Below are 17,007 nucleotides of genomic sequence, written 5' to 3'. Positions count from 1 at the left end.
CGTGGGGCGGGCGCCGTCGCGCCCGCCCCACCCGCCCCATCGCACCCGCTCGACATCCCTGACAGACATCCCTGACCGACATCCCGGACCGACGAGGAGGAGGAGGCGACCGTGGGCACACCCGACGGTGCACGCGGCGACAGCGCGCTCGCGGGCCTGCTCTCGGCGGTGACGACCGCGCTGCTCGTCGCGGTGCTCGCCCTCGCCGGCGCGCTCGTCGTCGTCCCCCGGGCGCTCGACGGGGCCGCGTTGACCGTCCTCACCGGGTCGATGGTGCCGACGTACGAGCCCGGCGACGTGGTCGTCGTGCGCGGCGTGCAGGACGCCGCGGCCGAGGTCCAGGTCGGCGACGTCGTGACGTTCCAGCCGGTGTCCGACGACCCGACGCTCGTCACGCACCGCGTGGTCGACAAGCAGTTCACGGGCGACGGCGTCCGGTTCGTCACCCGCGGCGACGCCAACGGCGCGGACGACGACCCGCTGGTGCCCGAGCAGATCAAGGGCGTCGCGCTCTACCACGTGCCCGCTGTCGGGCACGTGTCGCTGTGGCTCGGCGGCCACCGGGGGACCGTCGTGGTCGCCGTCGCCGCGGCGCTGCTCGTCTACGCGGTCCTCATGCTCCTGCGCCCGGACCGTGCCACTGCCACGAGCGACGACCGGACCCCTGCCCCCGACCCGACCGACGACCGACCCGACCACCGACCCGACCACGGACCCGACCACCGACCCGACGAGGCCCTGACGGCCCGCGTCCCCAGCCCAGGAGGTGCACCATGAGCCGCCGCCGCGACGCGACGAGGCTCGCGATCACGGGCGTCGTGGTCGCGGCCCTGGTCGCCGGGCCCACCTACGCCCTCTGGGGGCGCGACAGCGAGGGCGTGGGCGGTCTGGTCCGCCACGGCGACCTGGACGTCGAGCTCGTCGGCGCCGCCGCCTGGCAGGAGACCAGCCCCGACGTCGCCGCGCCGCGCGCCGGGGAGGTCCTCGACGACGGCACGGTCGACCACCTCGCGACACCGGGCGACTCCCTCACCCTCACGCAGGAGTTCCGGCCGCGGCTCGTGGGCGACAACCTCGCCGCCCGCCTGACGGTCTCGTGGGACGACGGGTTCTCCGCCCCGGCGGGCGTCGAGGCCACGTACGTCGTGGTGGACCCCGACGGTGCGGCCACCGAGCCGGCACCCCTGGGAAGCGCCGTCGTCCTGCAGTCCCCGGCCGACAACCTCACGCCGGCCGAGGTCGCCGCGTGGGGCGACGCACCGTGGCGGATCGTCGTGACGGCGTCGCTCACGGGCGACGTCCCGCTGGCGGAGCCCGACGCGTCGGGCGAGGTCCCCGGCGTCCGGGAGGCGGTCGCGGCCTCGCTCGGCGGCATCCGGATCGAGCTCGCGCAGGTGCGCGACGGGAAGGGGTTCACGTCATGACGCGCACGCGTGCGGCCGTGCCGCGACGAGCCGTCACGGCCCTGGTCCTGCTGCTCGCGGTGGCCCTCGGCCTCGGTGCGGGCGCCTCGCTCGCCCTGTGGCGCGACGCCGAGGCCGTCGACGCCCGCATCCCGCTCGGCGCGGTCGTGTTCGGTGCCGGTGCGCCCGGCGAGGTCACCTACACGACGTCCGGCGACCAGCACCCCGACCGGGCGGTGTTCACGTTCGGCGCCGCCGAGGCGGCCGAGCTGTACAACGACGGGAAGGGCGGCACCGTCGCGATCCCGGTGCAGGTGGACTCCCTGGCGCAGGGCAACCGCGGCCTGGCCTACACGGTGGAGCCGGCCGTCGCCGGCGGGCTCTTCGGGGCGTCGACGTGGACCCTGACCCAGGTGGAGTCCCCGGCGGCGTGCACGGCGTCGGCGACGGCCGAGTCTTCGCTCACCTCCACGCCGTGGACGGCCGGGTACAGCGACGCCGTCACGCCCACCTCGGAGTACTGGTGCCTCGTCGCGACGTGGGCACCGGTCTCCGGTGAGCACACCGACACCGTGACGGCCGCCGGAAGCGCGGTCGTCCCGGGACTCGACGCCCCCGTGGAGGTCACGGGCTCCGACACGTGGTCCGCCACCGTCGGGGAGGACGTCGACCCTGCCGACGAGCCCGACCACACGCTGACGTTCTCGTTCCGGACCTTCCGCCCCGGAGAGGAGGAGGCATGAGGCGCGCCCGGACCGGTGTCGTCGCCGTCCTGGCCCTGGTCGGGGCGCTCATCGTGGTGCAGCCGACCTCCGCGGCTCCCGAGACGGCCGAGACGACCGCGACGGCCGGGTCGGCAGGCTCGGCCGCAGCAGGGTCGGCCGCAGCACCCGCGGCGGGTCAGGCCGATCCCGCGCCTGCGGCCCCCGGGGTCGGTGCGGGGGCGCTGGACACCCGGTGGGCGGGCGAGACGGTCGCCCTCGCGTGGGACGGCACGACGTACACGACCGCCGACAGGTCGTTCGTCGGCGTGCCCGTGACCGTGCCCGGGGACCGCGCCGTGCGCACCGTCAGCGTGCGCAACGACGGCCCGACGACCGGCACGCTGCGCGCCTGGGTGCAGGAGGTCGACCTCCAGGGGCCCGTGACCGACGAGTTCTACGACGACCTCCAGCTCGACTGGACCTCCGCGTCGGCGAGCGGCGCGGCCTCCTTCCGCGCGCTCGCCGAGGCGGGGCGGACCCAGGTCGCGCAGGTCGAGCTGGCCCCGGGCCAGAGCACGCCCCTCACCGTGGGCTACACGTTCCCGGCGTCGTCGACCAGCGGCAACCGCGCCGAGGTCGGCGCGCGGGCGGCGTCGTTCGTCGTGCACCTGGAGATCCGCGGGGAGACCCCCGGCGACCATCCCGCCGGGACGGGCGCCCAGCAGCCGGCCGGACGTCCGGGTGTCCTCGCCATGACCGGTGCGGACCTGCTGCGGGCCGCGCTGCTCGCGGTCGGCGCGGTCGGCGTCGGATCCCTGCTGCTCGCGGGGACGCGTCGTCGTCGGCGGTCCGCGCGCGGCGCGGAGGGGCCGCCGACGGCGTGAAGGCGCCCGGCGGCGTCGAACGGCTGCGGTCGACCGACCTGCCGACGCCCGCCTGCCCACCGCCCGCCGGCGGCGTGTCGAGACGAGCACGTGGGTCGCAGCGGCCTCGGCGACGCTCAGGCGTCGCCGAGGCCGCGGCGTCTCGGCGGGGGCGAACGGCGACGGCTGCGTCCGCCGGCGACGGCCGCGTCTGCAGGCGGCGGACGCGCAGCCGGCTCATGGGACGAGTTCACCGAATGGTTACTGTCGGGTAGTTGCGGCGGACCGGACGAACCGCGCAGGGTGGACCACGGCCGCCACGAGCGGCCGTTCTCGCTGCGCAGCGTCGCGCAGCACCCGTCGGGACGGCGTCGCCGCCGCACCGGCACGAGCCGGACCCCGCACGACGCAGCGCCGCGCGCCCCGCGCCCCGACGAAGGAGACCCGCGTGCACGCACGAGGACGGACGACCACCGGGGCGCTGACCGCGCTCGGGCTGATGCTCACCGGTGGCGTCGTCACGGCAGGGGCGGCCCACGCCGCCGTCTCACCGGACGCGCCGGTGGTCATCTCGGAGGTCTACGGGGGCGGCGGCAACAGCGGGGCCACCCTGACGCAGGACTTCGTCGAGCTCTACAACCCGGGCGACGCGCCCGTCGACGTGTCGGGCTGGGCGGTGCAGTACGCGTCCGCGGGCGGCGCGACCTGGCAGGTCACGCGCCTGACGGGAGCGAGCGTGCCCGCCGGCGGGCACCTGCTCGTCGGGCAGGCGCGGGGGGCCGGCGGCAGCGTCGACATCACGCCGGACGTCACCGGTACGACCGCGATGAGCGGGTCCGCGGGCAAGGTCGCGCTCACGGCCGGCACGCAGGCGCTCACGTGCGGCACGGGCTGCGCGGACGTGCCCGCGGTCGTGGACCTCGTGGGGTACGGCGCGAACGCGTCCTCGTTCGCGGGCTCCGGCCCGGCGCCCGGCACGGGGAACGCGACGTCGGCGTCGCGCGTCGCGGGCGGCACCAACACCGCGGACAACGCGGCGGACTTCACGGTGGGCGTCCCCACGCCGACCGCCTCCGGCGACGCGCCCGGCGAGGAGCCGGAGCCCACCGAGCCGACGGCGCGCACGATCGCCGAGGTGCAGGGCACCGGCCCGGCGTCCCCGCACCTGGGTGAGGTGGTCGTGACCGAGGGCGTCGTCACCGCGGCCTACCCGACGGGCGGGCTGCGCGGCTACGTGCTCCAGACGCCGGGCACGGGCGGCGGCGCACCCGCCGGCCGGACCGCCTCCGACGCGGTCTTCGTCTACTCGGCGGCCACGGTCGCCGCGGTGCAGGTCGGCCAGCACCTGCGCGTCACCGGCGAGGTGGCGGAGTTCCACGGCCTCACGCAGCTCACGGTCGACGCACCCGCCGACGTGACGGTCCTCGACCCGGCACCGGCTCCGGTGCCCGTCACGGGCGCCTGGCCGGCCGACGACGCGACGCGCGAGGCGCTCGAGTCGATGCTGCTGCTGCCGACCGGTGACCTCACCGTCTCGAACACGTACGCCACGAACCAGTACGGCGAGGTGGGCCTGGCGACCGGCACGACGCCGCTCCTGCAGCCGACGGAGGTCGCGCGACCCGGGACGCCGGAGGCGGCCGCCGTCGCGGCGGACAACGCCGCCCGCCGCGTGACGCTGGACGACGGCGCGACGACGAACTTCCTCGGCCAGGACGCCGGCGGCCTCACGCCCCCGTACGTCTCGACCGAGAACCCGGTGCGCGTGGGTGCGGCCGTGCAGGTCGTCGAGCCGGTGGTCGTGGACTACCGGAACGACACCTGGAAGCTGAACCCGACGGCCCCGCTCGCGGCCGGCGCGACCGTCCCCGCGACGTTCGAGGACGACCGCACGGCCGCTCCCGAGGACGTCGGCGGGGACCTGTCGGTCGCGTCGTTCAACGTCCTCAACTACTTCACGACGCTCGGTGCGCAGGGCGCGTCGTGCGAGGCGTACACGACGCCGTCGGGTGAGCCCGTCACCGTCGCGGAGGGCTGCGACCAGCGCGGCGCCTGGGACCCGGACGACCTCGCGCGCCAGCAGGAGAAGATCGTCGCCGCGATCAACGGCCTGGACGCCGACGTGGTGGGCCTCATGGAGATCGAGAACTCGGCGCGCGTCGACGGCGTGCCGGACGAGGCGTCGGCGGCGCTCGTGGCCGCGCTCAACGCGGCCGCAGGCGAGGAGCGCTGGGCCTTCGTCCCCTCGTCCGCCGAGCTGCCGGATGCCTCCGGTCAGGACGTCATCACCAACGCGCTGATCTACCAGCCCGCGGCCGTCGAGCCGACGGGCGCCTCCCGTGCGCTGGGGGACCAGAGCGACGACGGCGAGGCGTTCCAGAACGCGCGCGAGCCGATCGCGCAGGCCTTCGCGCCCGTCGGCGGCGGCGAGCCGTTCCTCGTGGTGGTCAACCACTTCAAGTCGAAGGGCTCGGCCGGCCCGTGGCCCGGCGACGCGGACGCGGGCGACGGGCAGGGCGCGTCGAACGAGTCGCGCGTGCGCCAGGCCACCGCGCTGCGCGACTGGGTGCCGACCGTGCAGGGCGACGCCGAGGCGGTCGCACTCGTCGGCGACTTCAACGCCTACACGCAGGAGGACCCGCTGCACGTCCTGTACGACGCCGGCTACGTCGACGCCGTGGACGCGCTCGCGCCGGGGCAGTGGAGCTACTCGTTCCAGGGCCTGTCCGGCTCCCTCGACCACGTGCTGCTCAACGAGGCGGCCGCCGGCCGCGCGACCGGCGCCGACGTGTGGGAGATCAACGCGGGCGAGTCGATCGCGCTCGAGTACAGCCGCTACGGCTACCACGGCACGACGTACCACGACCCCGGCCCGTACCGGTCCTCCGACCACGACCCCGTGACGGTCGGGCTGACGGCCGGCGACGCGAACACCGGCCCGGTCGACCTGACGTTCCTCAACGTCAACGACTTCCACGGGCGCATCGACGCCAACACCGTCAAGGTGGCGGGCACGATCGAGCAGCAGCGCGCCGCGGCGGAGGCCGCGGGCGGCGCGGCCGCGTTCCTGTCCGCCGGCGACAACATCGGCGCGTCGCTGTTCGCGTCGTCGGTACAGCGGGACCAGCCGACGATCGACGTGCTGAACGCGCTCGAGCTGCGTGCGTCGGCCGTGGGCAACCACGAGTTCGACGGCGGCTACGACGACCTCGTCGACCGCGTGCTCGCCGGCGGCACGAACGCCCGGTTCCCGTACCTGGGGGCGAACGTCTACGAGGCGGGCACCACGACGCCCGCCCTCGACGAGTACGCGCTGCTCGAGATGGCCGGCGTGACGGTCGGCGTCATCGGCGCGGTCACGCAGGAGACTCCGACGCTCGTGCGGCCGGACGGCGTCGCGTCGCTCGACTTCGGGGACCCGGTGGAGGCCGTCAACCGCGTCGCGGTCCGGCTCACCGACGGCGACGAGGCGAACGGCGAGGCCGACGTGCTGGTGGCCGAGTACCACGAGGGCGCCGGCGCGGGCGCGCCCGACGGCGCGACGCTGGAGGAGGAGGTGGCCGCCGGCGGCGCCTTCGCCGACATCGTCACGGAGACGTCCGCCGCGGTGGACGCGATCTTCACCGGCCACACGCACAAGCAGTACGCGTGGCAGGCACCCGTGCCCGGCGAGGACGGCACGCGCCCGGTGCTGCAGACCGGCTCGTACGGCGAGCTCCTCGGCAAGGTCGTCCTGACCTACGACCGCGAGAGCGGCGAGGTGACGGCGTCCACCGCGGAGAACGTCCCGCGCACGACCACGGCCGACGCCGAGCTCGTCGCCGCGTACCCGCGGGTCGCGGCGGTGCAGGCCATCGTCGCGGCGGCGCTCGCCCACGCGGCGGAGGTCGGCAACCAGCCCGTCGGCTCGGTGACGGCGGACATCACGACGGCCTACACCGGCGGCACCTTCGTCGACGGCCGGTACGTCGGCCCGGGACCGCTGCCCGGCACGGGCCGGGACGACCGCAGCCGCGAGTCGACGCTCGGTAACCTGGTCGCCGACGCCCTGCTCGACACGCTCGACGCCCCCGAGCGCGGCGGCGCGCAGATCGGCGTGGTCAACCCGGGCGGGCTGCGCAACGAGCTGTTCCACGCACCCGACGGCACGGTCACGTACGCCGAGGCCAACGCGGTGCTCCCGTTCGTCAACAACCTCTGGACGACGACGCTGACGGGTGCGCAGGTCCGCACGATGCTCGAGCAGCAGTGGCAGACCGCCGCGGACGGCACGGTGCCGAGCCGCCCGTACCTCCAGCTGGGCCTCTCGGACAACGTCGCGTACACCTACGACGCGTCGCGGCCGCAGGGCGACCGCATCACGTCCGTGACGGTCGACGGCGTGCCGGTCGACCCGGCCGCCGAGTACCGCATCGGCACGTTCTCCTTCCTCGCGCAGGGCGGCGACAACTTCCGCGTGTTCCAGGACGGCGCCCGGGCGGCGGACTCCGGTCTCGTCGACCGGGACGCGTGGATCGCGTACCTGCAGGCGAACCCGGGGCTCACGCCGGACTTCCGCGAGCGGGCGGTCGGCGTGCCGGAGCTCGGCCCCGTCGAGGCGGGCGCGGAGCTGACCTTCCCCGTGACCGGGCTCAACCTCACGAGCCTCGGCGCGCCGGACAACACGTCGCTCGACGTGCGCCTGGACGACGTCGCGCTCGGCACGGCGACGCTCACCCGGGGGGAGGGCCCCGACGCGGCCGGGACGGTGACGGTCACCGTGCCCGCGGGCACCACGCCGGGGACCCGGACGCTCACGCTCGTCGCGCAGCCCAGCGGCACCACGGTGACGCTGCCGCTCGTCGTCGAGGCGGGCGTGCCGTCGTCCACGACGACGCTCACGGCGCGCCCCGACAGCCAGGTGTACGGCGGCCTGGCGCGGCGGGTCGTGCTAACGGCACGCGTGACGGCCGACGCGCCCGTCACGGGCGACGTCGAGTTCGTCGCGGGGGAGACCGTGCTCGGCACGGCGGCCCTGCGCGGCGGCCAGGCGCGGCTCACGCTGCCCGCGGGGACGCCCGCGGGCACGTACGACGTCGTCGCGCGGTACGCGGGCACGGACGCGGTCGCCGGCTCGCAGTCGGAGCCGGTGACCGTCACGGTCGAGAAGGCGCGCAGCAGCACGACGCTGGACGTCGTCTCCTCGCCGTTCTCGTTCCTGCCGTCCCCGTGGGTGGCCACGGTCCGGCTCGACACGCTCCGGCTGCCCGCCGGCACGGTCGAGCTGCGCGAGGGTGACCGCGTGGTGGCCGAGGCCGACGTCGTGCTCGGCGTCGCGATCGGCACGCTGCCGCGCGACCTGGGCCGCGGCACGCACCGCCTCACCGCGGTGTTCGTGCCCGCCGACGCCGCGAACGTCGCGGGCAGCACAAGCCGGACGGTGACGGTGCGCCGCTGAGGCGCAGCCGCACGCCGCAGGGCTGTACGGGACGGGGGCGGACCCAGCCGGGTCCGCCCCCGTCGTCGTCCCGCCCGCGCACCCGCCGTCCGCGTGGACCCGTCACGGTCCGCGTGGTGGTCCGTTACGTCCGGGTACGGGCACCGTTGCGCTACGGTGGCCGGCGACACGGGGTGCCCTGCACCAGGCAGGGCTGAGATCACACCCGTCGAACCTGATCTCGTTAGCACGAGCGAAGGGATGTCGCGATGACGACGCCTGCCGTCCCCACCCCACCCGGTTCCCTCGCCGCCTCCACCGCCCACCCCTTCGCCGCCTCCGCGGCCCATCCCTTCGCCGCGTCCGCAGCCCACGCCCTGGACGACCTGCGCGCCCGCACCCCGCTCGTCCAGTGCCTCACGAACGAGGTGACGACCAACCTCGTCGCCAACGCGCTGCTCGCGATCGGGGCGTCACCCGCGATGGCGTCCGCGCCCGGGGAGGCCGAGGAGCTCGCCGGGCTCGCCGGCGCCCTGCTCGTCAACCTCGGCACGCTCGGCCCGGACCAGCGCGCGGCCGTCGAGCCGACCGTCGCGGTCGCGTCCGGTGCCGGCACGCCGTGGGTGCTCGACCCGGTCGCCGTGGGAGTGCTGTCCGTGCGCACCCGCCTCGCGGGACGCCTCCTGGCCGAGCGGCCGGCCGTGGTGCGGGGCAACGCGAGCGAGGTGCTCGCGCTCGCGGGCCTGGCCGCGGCCGGACGCGGTGTCGACGCCGGCGACGACGTCGACGCGGCCGCCGACGCCGCCGACGCGGTCGCGCGGTGGACGGGGGGTGCCGTCGCGGTGTCCGGACCGGTCGACCTCGTCACGGACGGCCGCACGCACGTGCGGCTCGCCGTCGGGGACCCGCTGCTGACCACCATCACCGGCGCCGGCTGCGCGCTCGGCGGGCTCGTCGCGGCGTTCGCCGCGGTGACCGACCCGCTGACCGCGGGCGTCGGCGCCACCACGGCGCTCGGGCTCGCCGCCGAGCGCGCCGCCCAGGTCGCCCGCGGCCCCGGCTCGTTCCCCGCGGCGCTCCTCGACGAGCTGCACGCGCTCACGAGCGACGACCTCGCGGCGCACGTGGGCCGCGCGGCACACGTGGCGGTGCTCGCGTGAGCCGGCTGCCCCGCGGGGTCTACCTCGTCCTCGACGCGGACGTGTGCGTCGCCGCCGGGCACGCGCCCGCCGACGTCGCGGTCGCGGCCGTGCGCGCCGGGATCGGGACCGTGCAGGTGCGCGCGAAGGGCGCCGGCGTGCGCGACCAGGTCGCGCTCACGGTCGCCGTGGCGCAGGCGCTGCACGACGCGCCGCCCGCCGTGCTGCTCGTCGACGACCGCGTGGACGTCGCGCTCGCGGCGCGCACCCGCGGTGCGCGGGTCGACGGCGTGCACGTCGGTCAGGACGACCTCGAGGTCGCCGACGCCCGGGCGCTGCTCGGGCCCGACGCCGTCGTCGGGGTCACCGCCGGACGCCCCGCGCTGCTGCGCGCCGCGGGTGGCGCCGACTACGTCGGCAGCGGGCCGGTGCGACTCACGGCCACCAAGCCGGAGGCCGGTCCGGCGCTCGGCGCCGCGGGCGTCCGGGCGGTGGTCGACGCGACGACGCTGCCGGTCGTCGCGATCGGCGGGCTGACGGCGGACGACGCACCCGCGGTGCGGGCCGCCGGGGCGCACGCGCTCGCCGTGGTGGGGGCCGTGTGCTCGGCGCCGGACCCCGGAGGTGCGGCGGCCGCGCTCGTCGCCGCGTGGGCCCGCGCCGAGGCGCCGGCGGTGACGCGGTGAGCGCCGTGCCGGGCCCCACGGCGTCGCCGGCTCGCGTCCGGCCGGCGCGCGTCCGCGTGCTGTCCGTCGCCGGCACCGACCCGACGGGCGGTGCGGGCATCCACGCCGACCTCAAGTCCTTCGCCGCGCACGGCGCGTACGGGATGGCCGTGGTGACGGCGCTCGTCGCGCAGAACACGCACGGCGTCCGTGCCGTGCACGTGCCCGACGTCGCGTTCCTGCGCGCCCAGCTCGACGCCGTGTCGGACGACGTCACGGTCGACGCCGTGAAGATCGGCATGCTCGGCACCCGGGCGGTCGCCGACGAGGTGGCCGCCTGGCTCGCGCGCACCCGTCCGCCGGTCGTCGTCCTCGACCCGGTCATGGTGGCCACCAGCGGCGACCGCCTGCTCGACCGCGACGCCGAGGAGGCCGTGCGCCGCCTCGTCGCCCACGCGGACCTCGTCACCCCCAACCTGCCCGAGCTCGGCGTCCTGCTCGGTGAGCCGGCCGCCCGCACGTGGCGCGCCGCCGTCGACCAGGCGCGCCGCCTCGCGCGGGCGTCGGCCGTGACGGTGCTGCTCAAGGGGGGTCACCTCGACGGCGACGCGAGCCCGGACGCGGTCGTCGACGCGACGACCGTCGTCGAGCTCGACGCCGTCCGCGTCGCCACGACCGCCACGCACGGCACGGGCTGCTCGTTGTCCGCCGCGGTCGCCGCGCTGCGCCCCCGCCGCCCCGACTGGGTCACCGCGGTGCGTGAGGCGAAGGCGTGGCTCACGGGCGCGATCGCCGCGGGGGAGGCGCTCGCCGTCGGGTCGGGACGCGGGCCCGTCGACCACCTGCACCACGCGGCGACGCTCGGCGCCCCGCCCTTCGGCGACGAGGCGTGGGACGCCGTCGCGGACGTGCGCGCGGCGTGCGACGACCTGCCGTTCGTCCGGGCGCTCGCGGACGGCACCCTCCGCACCGACGCCTTCGAGGCGTACCTCCACCAGGACGCGCTCTACCTCGCGGCGTACTCGCGCGTGCTGGCCCGCGCGAGCGAGCTCGCGCCGGACGGTGCGGCGCAGGCGTTCTGGGCGCGCGGTGCGAGCCGGTGCCTCGACGTCGAGGCGGAGCTGCACCGCGACCGGCTCGACCGGGCGGGGCGCGCGTGGGGCGGTCCGGCGTCGGCCGTCACCACGGGGTACACGGACCACCTGCTGGCGGTCGGCGCCCGCGGTTCGTACGCCGAGCTGACCGCGGCGGTGCTGCCCTGCTACTGGCTGTACGCCGACATCGGGGCGCGCGTCCTCGCGCGCGCCGGCGACCTGGGCGCGCACCCGTACGGGGACTGGATCGGCACGTACGGCGACCCGGGGTTCGCCGCGGCGGCGGACGAGGCGCGCCGCCTGACGGACGAGGCGGCCCGCGAGGTGGGCGCGGCGACGCGCGCACGGATGCTCGCGGCGTTCGTGCGGTCCTGCGAGCACGAGGTGGCGTTCTTCGACCAGGTCGACGCCGCAGCGCCGGCGCCGCGCGGTCCGGCCGCGCTCGCGGCCGCCGGGCGCGCCGCCCCCTGATCCGGTGCCGGCGGCCCCTCAGGGGGCGGGGCCGCCGGCACCGCGGTAGCGCGGCGGTGGCGGTGCCGCGACCGCGGGGCCGCGCGGATCGGGTCAGCAGGTCGCGTCGGTGCAGGCGTCGCCGCTCGCGAGCGTGGTCAGCGGGTTCGCCTCGCGCCACCCGGCGTCGAGCAGCTGCGCAAGCACCTCAGCCGGCTGCGCACCGGACACGGCGTACTTCCGGTCGACCACGAAGAACGGCACGCCGGTGACGCCGAGGGCCCGTGCCTCGTCGATGTCGGCCCGCACGGCCGCCGCCTCGTCGTCGCCCGCCAGGGCCGCGGCGACGCGGTCCTCGTCCCAGCCGTGGTCGGCGAACCCGACCCGCGCCGCGAGCGACACGAGCGCCCCGTCGGCACCCAGGTCGGCGCCCTGCTCGAAGTGCGCGGAGAACAGCGCCTCCATCGTCGCGTCGGCCAGCGGTGCACCGCCGGCGCGCGCCGCCAGGTGCAGCAGCCGGTGCGCGTCGAACGTGTTGAAGGCGAGCGTCCGGTCGAAGTCGTACCGCAGCCCGTCGCCCGCCGCGACGGCGGTCACCTGCGCGAACATCTGGCGCACCTGCGCCGGGTCGAGCCCCTTCATGCGCGCCAGCGCCTCGACCTCGGGCCGGCCCGGGCCGGCGGGGGTCTCGGGGGACAGCTGGTACGAGCGCCACACGACGTCGACGTGCGCGCGGTGCTCGAAGCGCTCGAGCGCGGCGGCGAACCGGCGCTTGCCGATGAAGCACCACGGGCACGCGACGTCGGACCACACCTCGACGCGGATGGTGCGCGGCGGGGCGGCCAGGGGCGTGAACGGGGTGGTGGAGACCGAGGGGGTGGTCACGGGAGCAGCAGCACCTTTCCGGTGGTCGCGCGCCCCTCGAGGGCGCGGTGGGCGTCGGCCGCGTCGGCCAGGGGGAACGTGGCGCCGACGCGGACGTCCAGCGCGCCGGCCGCGGCCGGGTCGGCGACCTCGCGCCAGCGCCACTCGAGCTCGTCACGGGTCGCGGTGTGGTGGCCGAGCGTCGGCCGGGTGACGAACAGCGAGCCGCCGGCGTTGAGGCGCTGCAGGTCGAACGGCGGCACCTGGCCGGACGACCCGCCGAACAGCACGAGCGTGCCGCGCGTGCGCAGCGAGGCGAGCGACGCCTCGAACGTGTCCTTGCCGACCGAGTCGTAGACGACGTGCACGCCGCGCCCCCCGGTGCGGTCGCGCACGAGCGCGGGGAGCTCGGCGGTGAGGTCCGACAGCTCGCGGTAGCGGATGACGTCGGCCGCCCCCGCGGCGCGCGCGAGCGTCTCCTTCTCCGCGGAGCCGACGGTCGCGAGCACGTGCGCGCCCCGCGCGGCCGCGAGCTGCGTGAGCAGCAGGCCGACGCCGCCGGCGGCCGCGTGCAGCAGCACGTCGTGACCGTGCTCGAGAGGGAACGTCGACGCCGTGAGGTAGTGCGCCGTCATGCCCTGCAGGGGCAGCGCGGCGGCGGCGCGGTCGTCCAGCCCGGGCGGCACGACGAGCGCCGACCGCTCCGGCACGGCGACGAGCTCCGCGTACGAGCCCGGGGCGTCGGCCCACGCGACGCGGTCGCCGGGCGCGAGCGTCGTCACGTCCGCACCGACGGCCACGACCTCACCGGCCCCCTCGGAGCCGACGACGTGCGGGTAGTGCGTCGGGTAGGTCCCGGTACGAAGGTAGGTGTCGATGAAGTTGACCCCCGCGGCGGCGACCCGGACGAGCACCTCGTCCGGCCGGGGTACCGGTTCCGGGCGGTCGACGACGTCGAGGACCTCGGGCCCGCCCGCGCGGGTGGCGACGACAGCACGCATGGCCGGCACAACCGTCGCGGCCGCTGCGGTGTTCCGCCGGGTGCCGATTCTCGTTGGTATCGATCTGCACCCGAATGTATAGTCATGCACATGAGCTTCTCCGTCGCGGTCGCCGGCGCCAGCGGGTACGCGGGTGGCGAGATCCTGCGCCTCCTGCTCGACCACCCGCAGGCACGCATCGGCGCGCTCACGGCGCACAGCAACGCGGGCACCTCGCTCGGTGACCACCACCCGCACCTGGTCGACCTCGCCGACCGGGTGCTCGAGCCGACGAGCGCGCAGGTGCTCGCCGGCCACGACGTCGTCGTCCTGGCGCTGCCGCACGGCGCCAGCGGCGCCGTCGCCGCCGAGCTCGAGGCGCTCGGGGAGGACCCCGTCGTGGTCGACCTCGGCGCCGACCACCGCCTCGTCGACGCGGCCGACTGGGAGGCCTACTACGGCAGCCCGCACGCCGGCACGTGGACGTACGGGCTGCCCGAGCTCGTCGTCGCCGAGACGGTCGGCCGCCAGCGCGAGCGGCTCGCCGGCGCGCGTCGCATCGCCGTGCCGGGCTGCAACGTCACCGCCGTCACCCTGGCCCTGCAGCCGGGCGTCGCGGCCGGTCTGCTCGACACCACCGACCTCGTCACCGTGCTCGCGGTCGGCTACTCGGGCGCGGGGAAGTCGCTCAAGCCGCACCTGCTCGCGTCCGAGGCGCTCGGCTCCGCCGTGCCGTACGCCGTCGGCGGCACGCACCGCCACGTCCCCGAGATCGCGCAGAACCTGCGCAGCGCCGGCGCGGCCGAGGTGCGCACGTCCTTCACGCCGGTCCTCGTCCCGACGTCGCGCGGGATCCTCGCGACCGCCACGGCGCGCCTGGCACCCGGGGTCGACGTGTCCGACGACGAGCTGCGCGCCGTGTGGCGGGCCGCCTACGCCGACGAGCCGTTCGTGCGCGTCCTGCCCGACGGCCGCTGGCCCACGACGGCCGCGACGGCCGGCGCCAACACCGCGCACGTGCAGGTCGCGCTCGACGCGCGCGCTGGCCGGGTCGTCGCCGTCACCGCGATCGACAACCTCGTCAAGGGGACGGCCGGTGGTGCGGTGCAGTCCCTCAACCTCGCGCTCGGCCTGCCCGAGACGCTCGGCCTGCCGCGGAACGGGGTCGCCCCGTGACCGACCACCTCGCGGGCGCGCTCGAGGGCACGTCCGCGGGTACGTCACCGGGCGTGACCGCCGCCGCCGGGTTCCGCGCGTCCGGCGTGACCGCCGGGCTCAAGGCGTCCGGGAAGCCCGACCTGGCGCTCGTCGTCAACGACGGGCCGCGCCAGGCCGGGGCGGCCGTGTTCACGACGAACCGGGTCGTCGGCGCGCCCGTGCTGTGGTCGCGCCAGGCCGTCACGGACGGTGTCGTGTCCGCCGTCGTGCTCAACTCCGGCGGCGCCAACGTCGGGACCGGCCCCCGCGGCTTCCAGGACGCGCACGCGACCGCGGAGAAGGTCGCCGACGCCCTCGGGGTCTCGGCGGGAGACGTGGTGGTGTGCTCCACCGGCCTCATCGGCGTCCCGCTCGCGAGCGAGCGCCTGTTCGCCGCCGTCGCACCCGCCGTGGCCGCGCTGGGCGACGCCGCGGGCCCCGACGCCGCCACCGCCATCCTGACCACGGACAGCGTCGCGAAGACGGCGCACGTGCGCGTCGAGACGCCCGGCGGGACCTTCACGGTCGGCGGCATGGCCAAGGGCGCCGGCATGCTCGCCCCGGCCATGGCGACGATGCTCGCGGTGCTCACGACCGACGCCGACGTCGACGCCGCCACCGCCGACGCCGCGCTGCGCGCCGCGACCGCGGCGACGTTCGACCGCGTCGACTCCGACGGCTGCATGTCGACCTCCGACACGGTCACGCTCCTGGCGTCCGGCGCGAGCGGCGTCACGCCCCGCGCCGACGTCCTCGCCGACGCGGTGCTGCGCGTGTGCGCGTCGCTCGCCCGCCAGCTCGTGGCCGACGCCGAGGGCGCGTCGCACGACGTCGCGGTGCACGTGCACGGTGCCACCACGCAGGCCGCGGCGGTCGCGGTGGCCCGGGCGGTGACGCGCTCCACGCTCGTCAAGGCCGCGATGTACGGCAACGACCCGAACTGGGGCCGCATCATCGCCCAGGTCGGAACGGTGCCGGAGGACGTCGCGCCGTTCGACCCGTCGGCCCTCGACGTCACGATCAACGGCCTGCAGGTCTGCCGCGCCGGCGGCGCCCACGAGGACCCCGCGCGGCTCGACCTGGCCGCGGCCCGCGAGGTCCACGTCACGGTCGACCTGCACGCCGGCGACGCGTCCGCCACCGTCTGGACCAACGACCTCACGCACGACTACGTCCACGAGAACAGCGCGTACTCCACATGAGCCACACCACGCCCGAGATGCCCCCCGTGCCGACGGACTTCTACTTCGACACGCGCACCGACCTGCGCCCCGACCAGAAGGCGGAGGTGCTGATCCAGGCGCTGCCCTGGCTGCAGCAGTTCTCCGGCGCGCTGGTCGTCGTCAAGTACGGCGGCAACGCGATGGTGGACGACACCCTCAAGCGCGCGTTCGCCGAGGACATGGTCTTCCTGCGCCAGGTCGGGCTGCGCCCCGTCGTGGTGCACGGCGGCGGCCCGCAGATCAACGCGATGCTGGACCGGCTCGGCATCGAGAGCGAGTTCCGCGGCGGGCTGCGCGTGACCACGCCCGAGGCCATGGACGTGGTCCGGATGGTGCTCACGGGGCAGGTCTCGCGCGAGCTCGTCGGCCTGCTCAACTCCCACGCCCCGCACGCCGTCGGCCTGTCGGGCGAGGACGGCGCGCTGTTCCAGGCCCGGCGCCGCACCGCGGTGGTCGACGGCCAGGAGGTGGACGTCGGCCTGGTGGGCGACGTCGTCCAGGTCAACCCCGGCGCGGTGCTCGACCTGCTCGACGCCGGCCGCATCCCCGTCGTGTCGACCGTGGCGCCGGACATCGAGGACCCGACGCAGGTGCTCAACGTCAACGCCGACACCGCGGCCGCGGCGCTCGCGGTGGCCCTCGGCGCCCGCAAGCTCATCGTGCTGACCGACGTCGAGGGCCTGTACACCGACTGGCCGAACCGCGAGAGCCTCGTGCGCCGCATCCGTGCGGCCGACCTCGCGAACCTGCTCCCGCGCCTGGACGCCGGCATGCGGCCGAAGATGGAGGCCTGCTGGCGCGCCGTCGAGGGCGGCGTCCCGCGCGCGCACGTCATCGACGGCCGCGAGCCGCACTCGATCCTCGTCGAGGTCTTCACGTCCGACGGCGTGGGGACGATGGTGCTGCCCGACGTCGACCCGGCCGACAACCCCTCCACGGTGCCCGTGCCCCGGGTCCGTGCCCCTCAGGAGGACACCCCGTGAGCGAGCACACCGCCGCACCGACCGAG

Annotated in this window: 13 protein-coding genes and 1 riboswitch; of the genes, 11 read left to right on the top strand and 2 right to left on the bottom strand. The window is 76.4% G+C overall.

From position 1 onward, the window contains the following. The first annotated feature begins 111 nt into the window (after positions 1–111). The 8 genes from E5225_RS10100 to E5225_RS10065 all read left to right on the top strand — a co-directional run bounded on the left by E5225_RS10100 (position 112) and on the right by E5225_RS10065 (position 11,755). Complete coding sequence (locus tag E5225_RS10100) at positions 112–777, top strand: signal peptidase I (protein WP_135973740.1); 666 nt, start codon at positions 112–114, stop codon at positions 775–777. Further along, positions 774–1,424, top strand: coding sequence for a hypothetical protein (locus tag E5225_RS10095; protein WP_135973741.1), 651 nt, complete (start codon positions 774–776; stop codon positions 1,422–1,424). The genes E5225_RS10100 and E5225_RS10095 overlap by 4 nt, the downstream gene beginning before the upstream one ends. Next, on the top strand, positions 1,421–2,146 hold the full coding sequence (locus tag E5225_RS10090; RefSeq protein WP_135973742.1) for a hypothetical protein: 726 nt from the start codon (positions 1,421–1,423) through the stop codon (positions 2,144–2,146). Before E5225_RS10095 ends, E5225_RS10090 begins: the two co-directional genes overlap by 4 nt. Continuing rightward, the gene (locus tag E5225_RS10085) at positions 2,143–2,991 is read left to right on the top strand and encodes a hypothetical protein (protein ID WP_135973743.1); all 849 of its coding nucleotides are present in this window, start codon (positions 2,143–2,145) and stop codon (positions 2,989–2,991) included. The genes E5225_RS10090 and E5225_RS10085 overlap by 4 nt, the downstream gene beginning before the upstream one ends. 478 nt (positions 2,992–3,469) lie before the next feature. After that, positions 3,470–8,407 (top strand): ExeM/NucH family extracellular endonuclease, encoded by a 4,938-nt coding sequence (locus E5225_RS10080; RefSeq protein WP_135973755.1) that lies wholly within the window; start codon positions 3,470–3,472, stop codon positions 8,405–8,407. 159 nt (positions 8,408–8,566) lie between these two features. Then, positions 8,567–8,665: riboswitch (TPP riboswitch) on the top strand. Continuing rightward, complete coding sequence (gene thiM, locus E5225_RS10075) at positions 8,656–9,546, top strand: hydroxyethylthiazole kinase (protein ID WP_135973744.1); 891 nt, start codon at positions 8,656–8,658, stop codon at positions 9,544–9,546. (Overlaps the previous riboswitch by 10 nt.) After that, the gene (locus E5225_RS10070; protein WP_135973745.1) at positions 9,543–10,211 is read left to right on the top strand and encodes a thiamine phosphate synthase; all 669 of its coding nucleotides are present in this window, start codon (positions 9,543–9,545) and stop codon (positions 10,209–10,211) included. Before thiM ends, E5225_RS10070 begins: the two co-directional genes overlap by 4 nt. Continuing rightward, positions 10,208–11,755 carry a bifunctional hydroxymethylpyrimidine kinase/phosphomethylpyrimidine kinase gene (locus E5225_RS10065; RefSeq protein WP_243738255.1) on the top strand — a complete coding sequence of 516 codons (1,548 nt, stop codon included), beginning with the start codon at positions 10,208–10,210 and terminating at the stop codon, positions 11,753–11,755. Before E5225_RS10070 ends, E5225_RS10065 begins: the two co-directional genes overlap by 4 nt. Positions 11,756–11,848: 93 nt before the next feature. Here E5225_RS10065 and E5225_RS10060 read toward each other — a convergent pair whose 3' ends face one another. Continuing rightward, on the bottom strand, positions 11,849–12,619 hold the full coding sequence (locus E5225_RS10060; protein ID WP_243738256.1) for a DsbA family oxidoreductase: 771 nt from the start codon (positions 12,617–12,619) through the stop codon (positions 11,849–11,851). Further along, positions 12,616–13,599, bottom strand: coding sequence for a quinone oxidoreductase family protein (locus tag E5225_RS10055; protein ID WP_135973746.1), 984 nt, complete (start codon positions 13,597–13,599; stop codon positions 12,616–12,618). The genes E5225_RS10060 and E5225_RS10055 overlap by 4 nt, the downstream gene beginning before the upstream one ends. Positions 13,600–13,689: 90 nt before the next feature. On the opposite strand from E5225_RS10055, the gene argC reads away from it, so the two are divergent. Genes argC through argB form a run of 3 tightly spaced genes read left to right on the top strand, consistent with a single transcriptional unit; the run spans position 13,690 to position 16,981 of the window. Then, positions 13,690–14,754, top strand: coding sequence for an N-acetyl-gamma-glutamyl-phosphate reductase (argC, locus tag E5225_RS10050; RefSeq protein ID WP_208012553.1), 1,065 nt, complete (start codon positions 13,690–13,692; stop codon positions 14,752–14,754). Beyond that, complete coding sequence (gene argJ, locus E5225_RS10045) at positions 14,751–15,977, top strand: bifunctional glutamate N-acetyltransferase/amino-acid acetyltransferase ArgJ (protein ID WP_135973748.1); 1,227 nt, start codon at positions 14,751–14,753, stop codon at positions 15,975–15,977. The genes argC and argJ overlap by 4 nt, the downstream gene beginning before the upstream one ends. A 17-nt stretch (positions 15,978–15,994) precedes the next feature. Beyond that, positions 15,995–16,981 carry an acetylglutamate kinase gene (gene argB / locus E5225_RS10040; RefSeq protein WP_135973758.1) on the top strand — a complete coding sequence of 329 codons (987 nt, stop codon included), beginning with the start codon at positions 15,995–15,997 and terminating at the stop codon, positions 16,979–16,981. The last annotated feature ends 26 nt before the right edge of the window (positions 16,982–17,007 follow it).

The sequence above is a fragment of the Cellulomonas shaoxiangyii genome, assembly GCF_004798685.1.
Classification (GTDB): Bacteria; Actinomycetota; Actinomycetes; order Actinomycetales; family Cellulomonadaceae; genus Cellulomonas; species Cellulomonas shaoxiangyii.
This window is presented reverse-complemented; position numbering and strand designations above follow the sequence as displayed.

Bases quoted from the DNA above. Each gene is read 5' to 3' on its own strand.
- E5225_RS10055 (WP_135973746.1), bottom strand. From the start codon at position 13,599: ATGCGTGCTGTCGTCGCCACCCGCGCGGGCGGGCCCGAGGTCCTCGAC.
- E5225_RS10080 (WP_135973755.1), top strand. From the start codon at position 3,470: ATGCTCACCGGTGGCGTCGTCACGGCAGGGGCGGCCCACGCCGCCGTC.
- E5225_RS10095 (WP_135973741.1), top strand. From the start codon at position 774: ATGAGCCGCCGCCGCGACGCGACGAGGCTCGCGATCACGGGCGTCGTG.
- argB (WP_135973758.1), top strand. From the start codon at position 15,995: ATGCCCCCCGTGCCGACGGACTTCTACTTCGACACGCGCACCGACCTG.
- argC (WP_208012553.1), top strand. From the start codon at position 13,690: ATGAGCTTCTCCGTCGCGGTCGCCGGCGCCAGCGGGTACGCGGGTGGC.
- thiM (WP_135973744.1), top strand. From the start codon at position 8,656: ATGACGACGCCTGCCGTCCCCACCCCACCCGGTTCCCTCGCCGCCTCC.
- E5225_RS10090 (WP_135973742.1), top strand. From the start codon at position 1,421: ATGACGCGCACGCGTGCGGCCGTGCCGCGACGAGCCGTCACGGCCCTG.
- E5225_RS10085 (WP_135973743.1), top strand. From the start codon at position 2,143: ATGAGGCGCGCCCGGACCGGTGTCGTCGCCGTCCTGGCCCTGGTCGGG.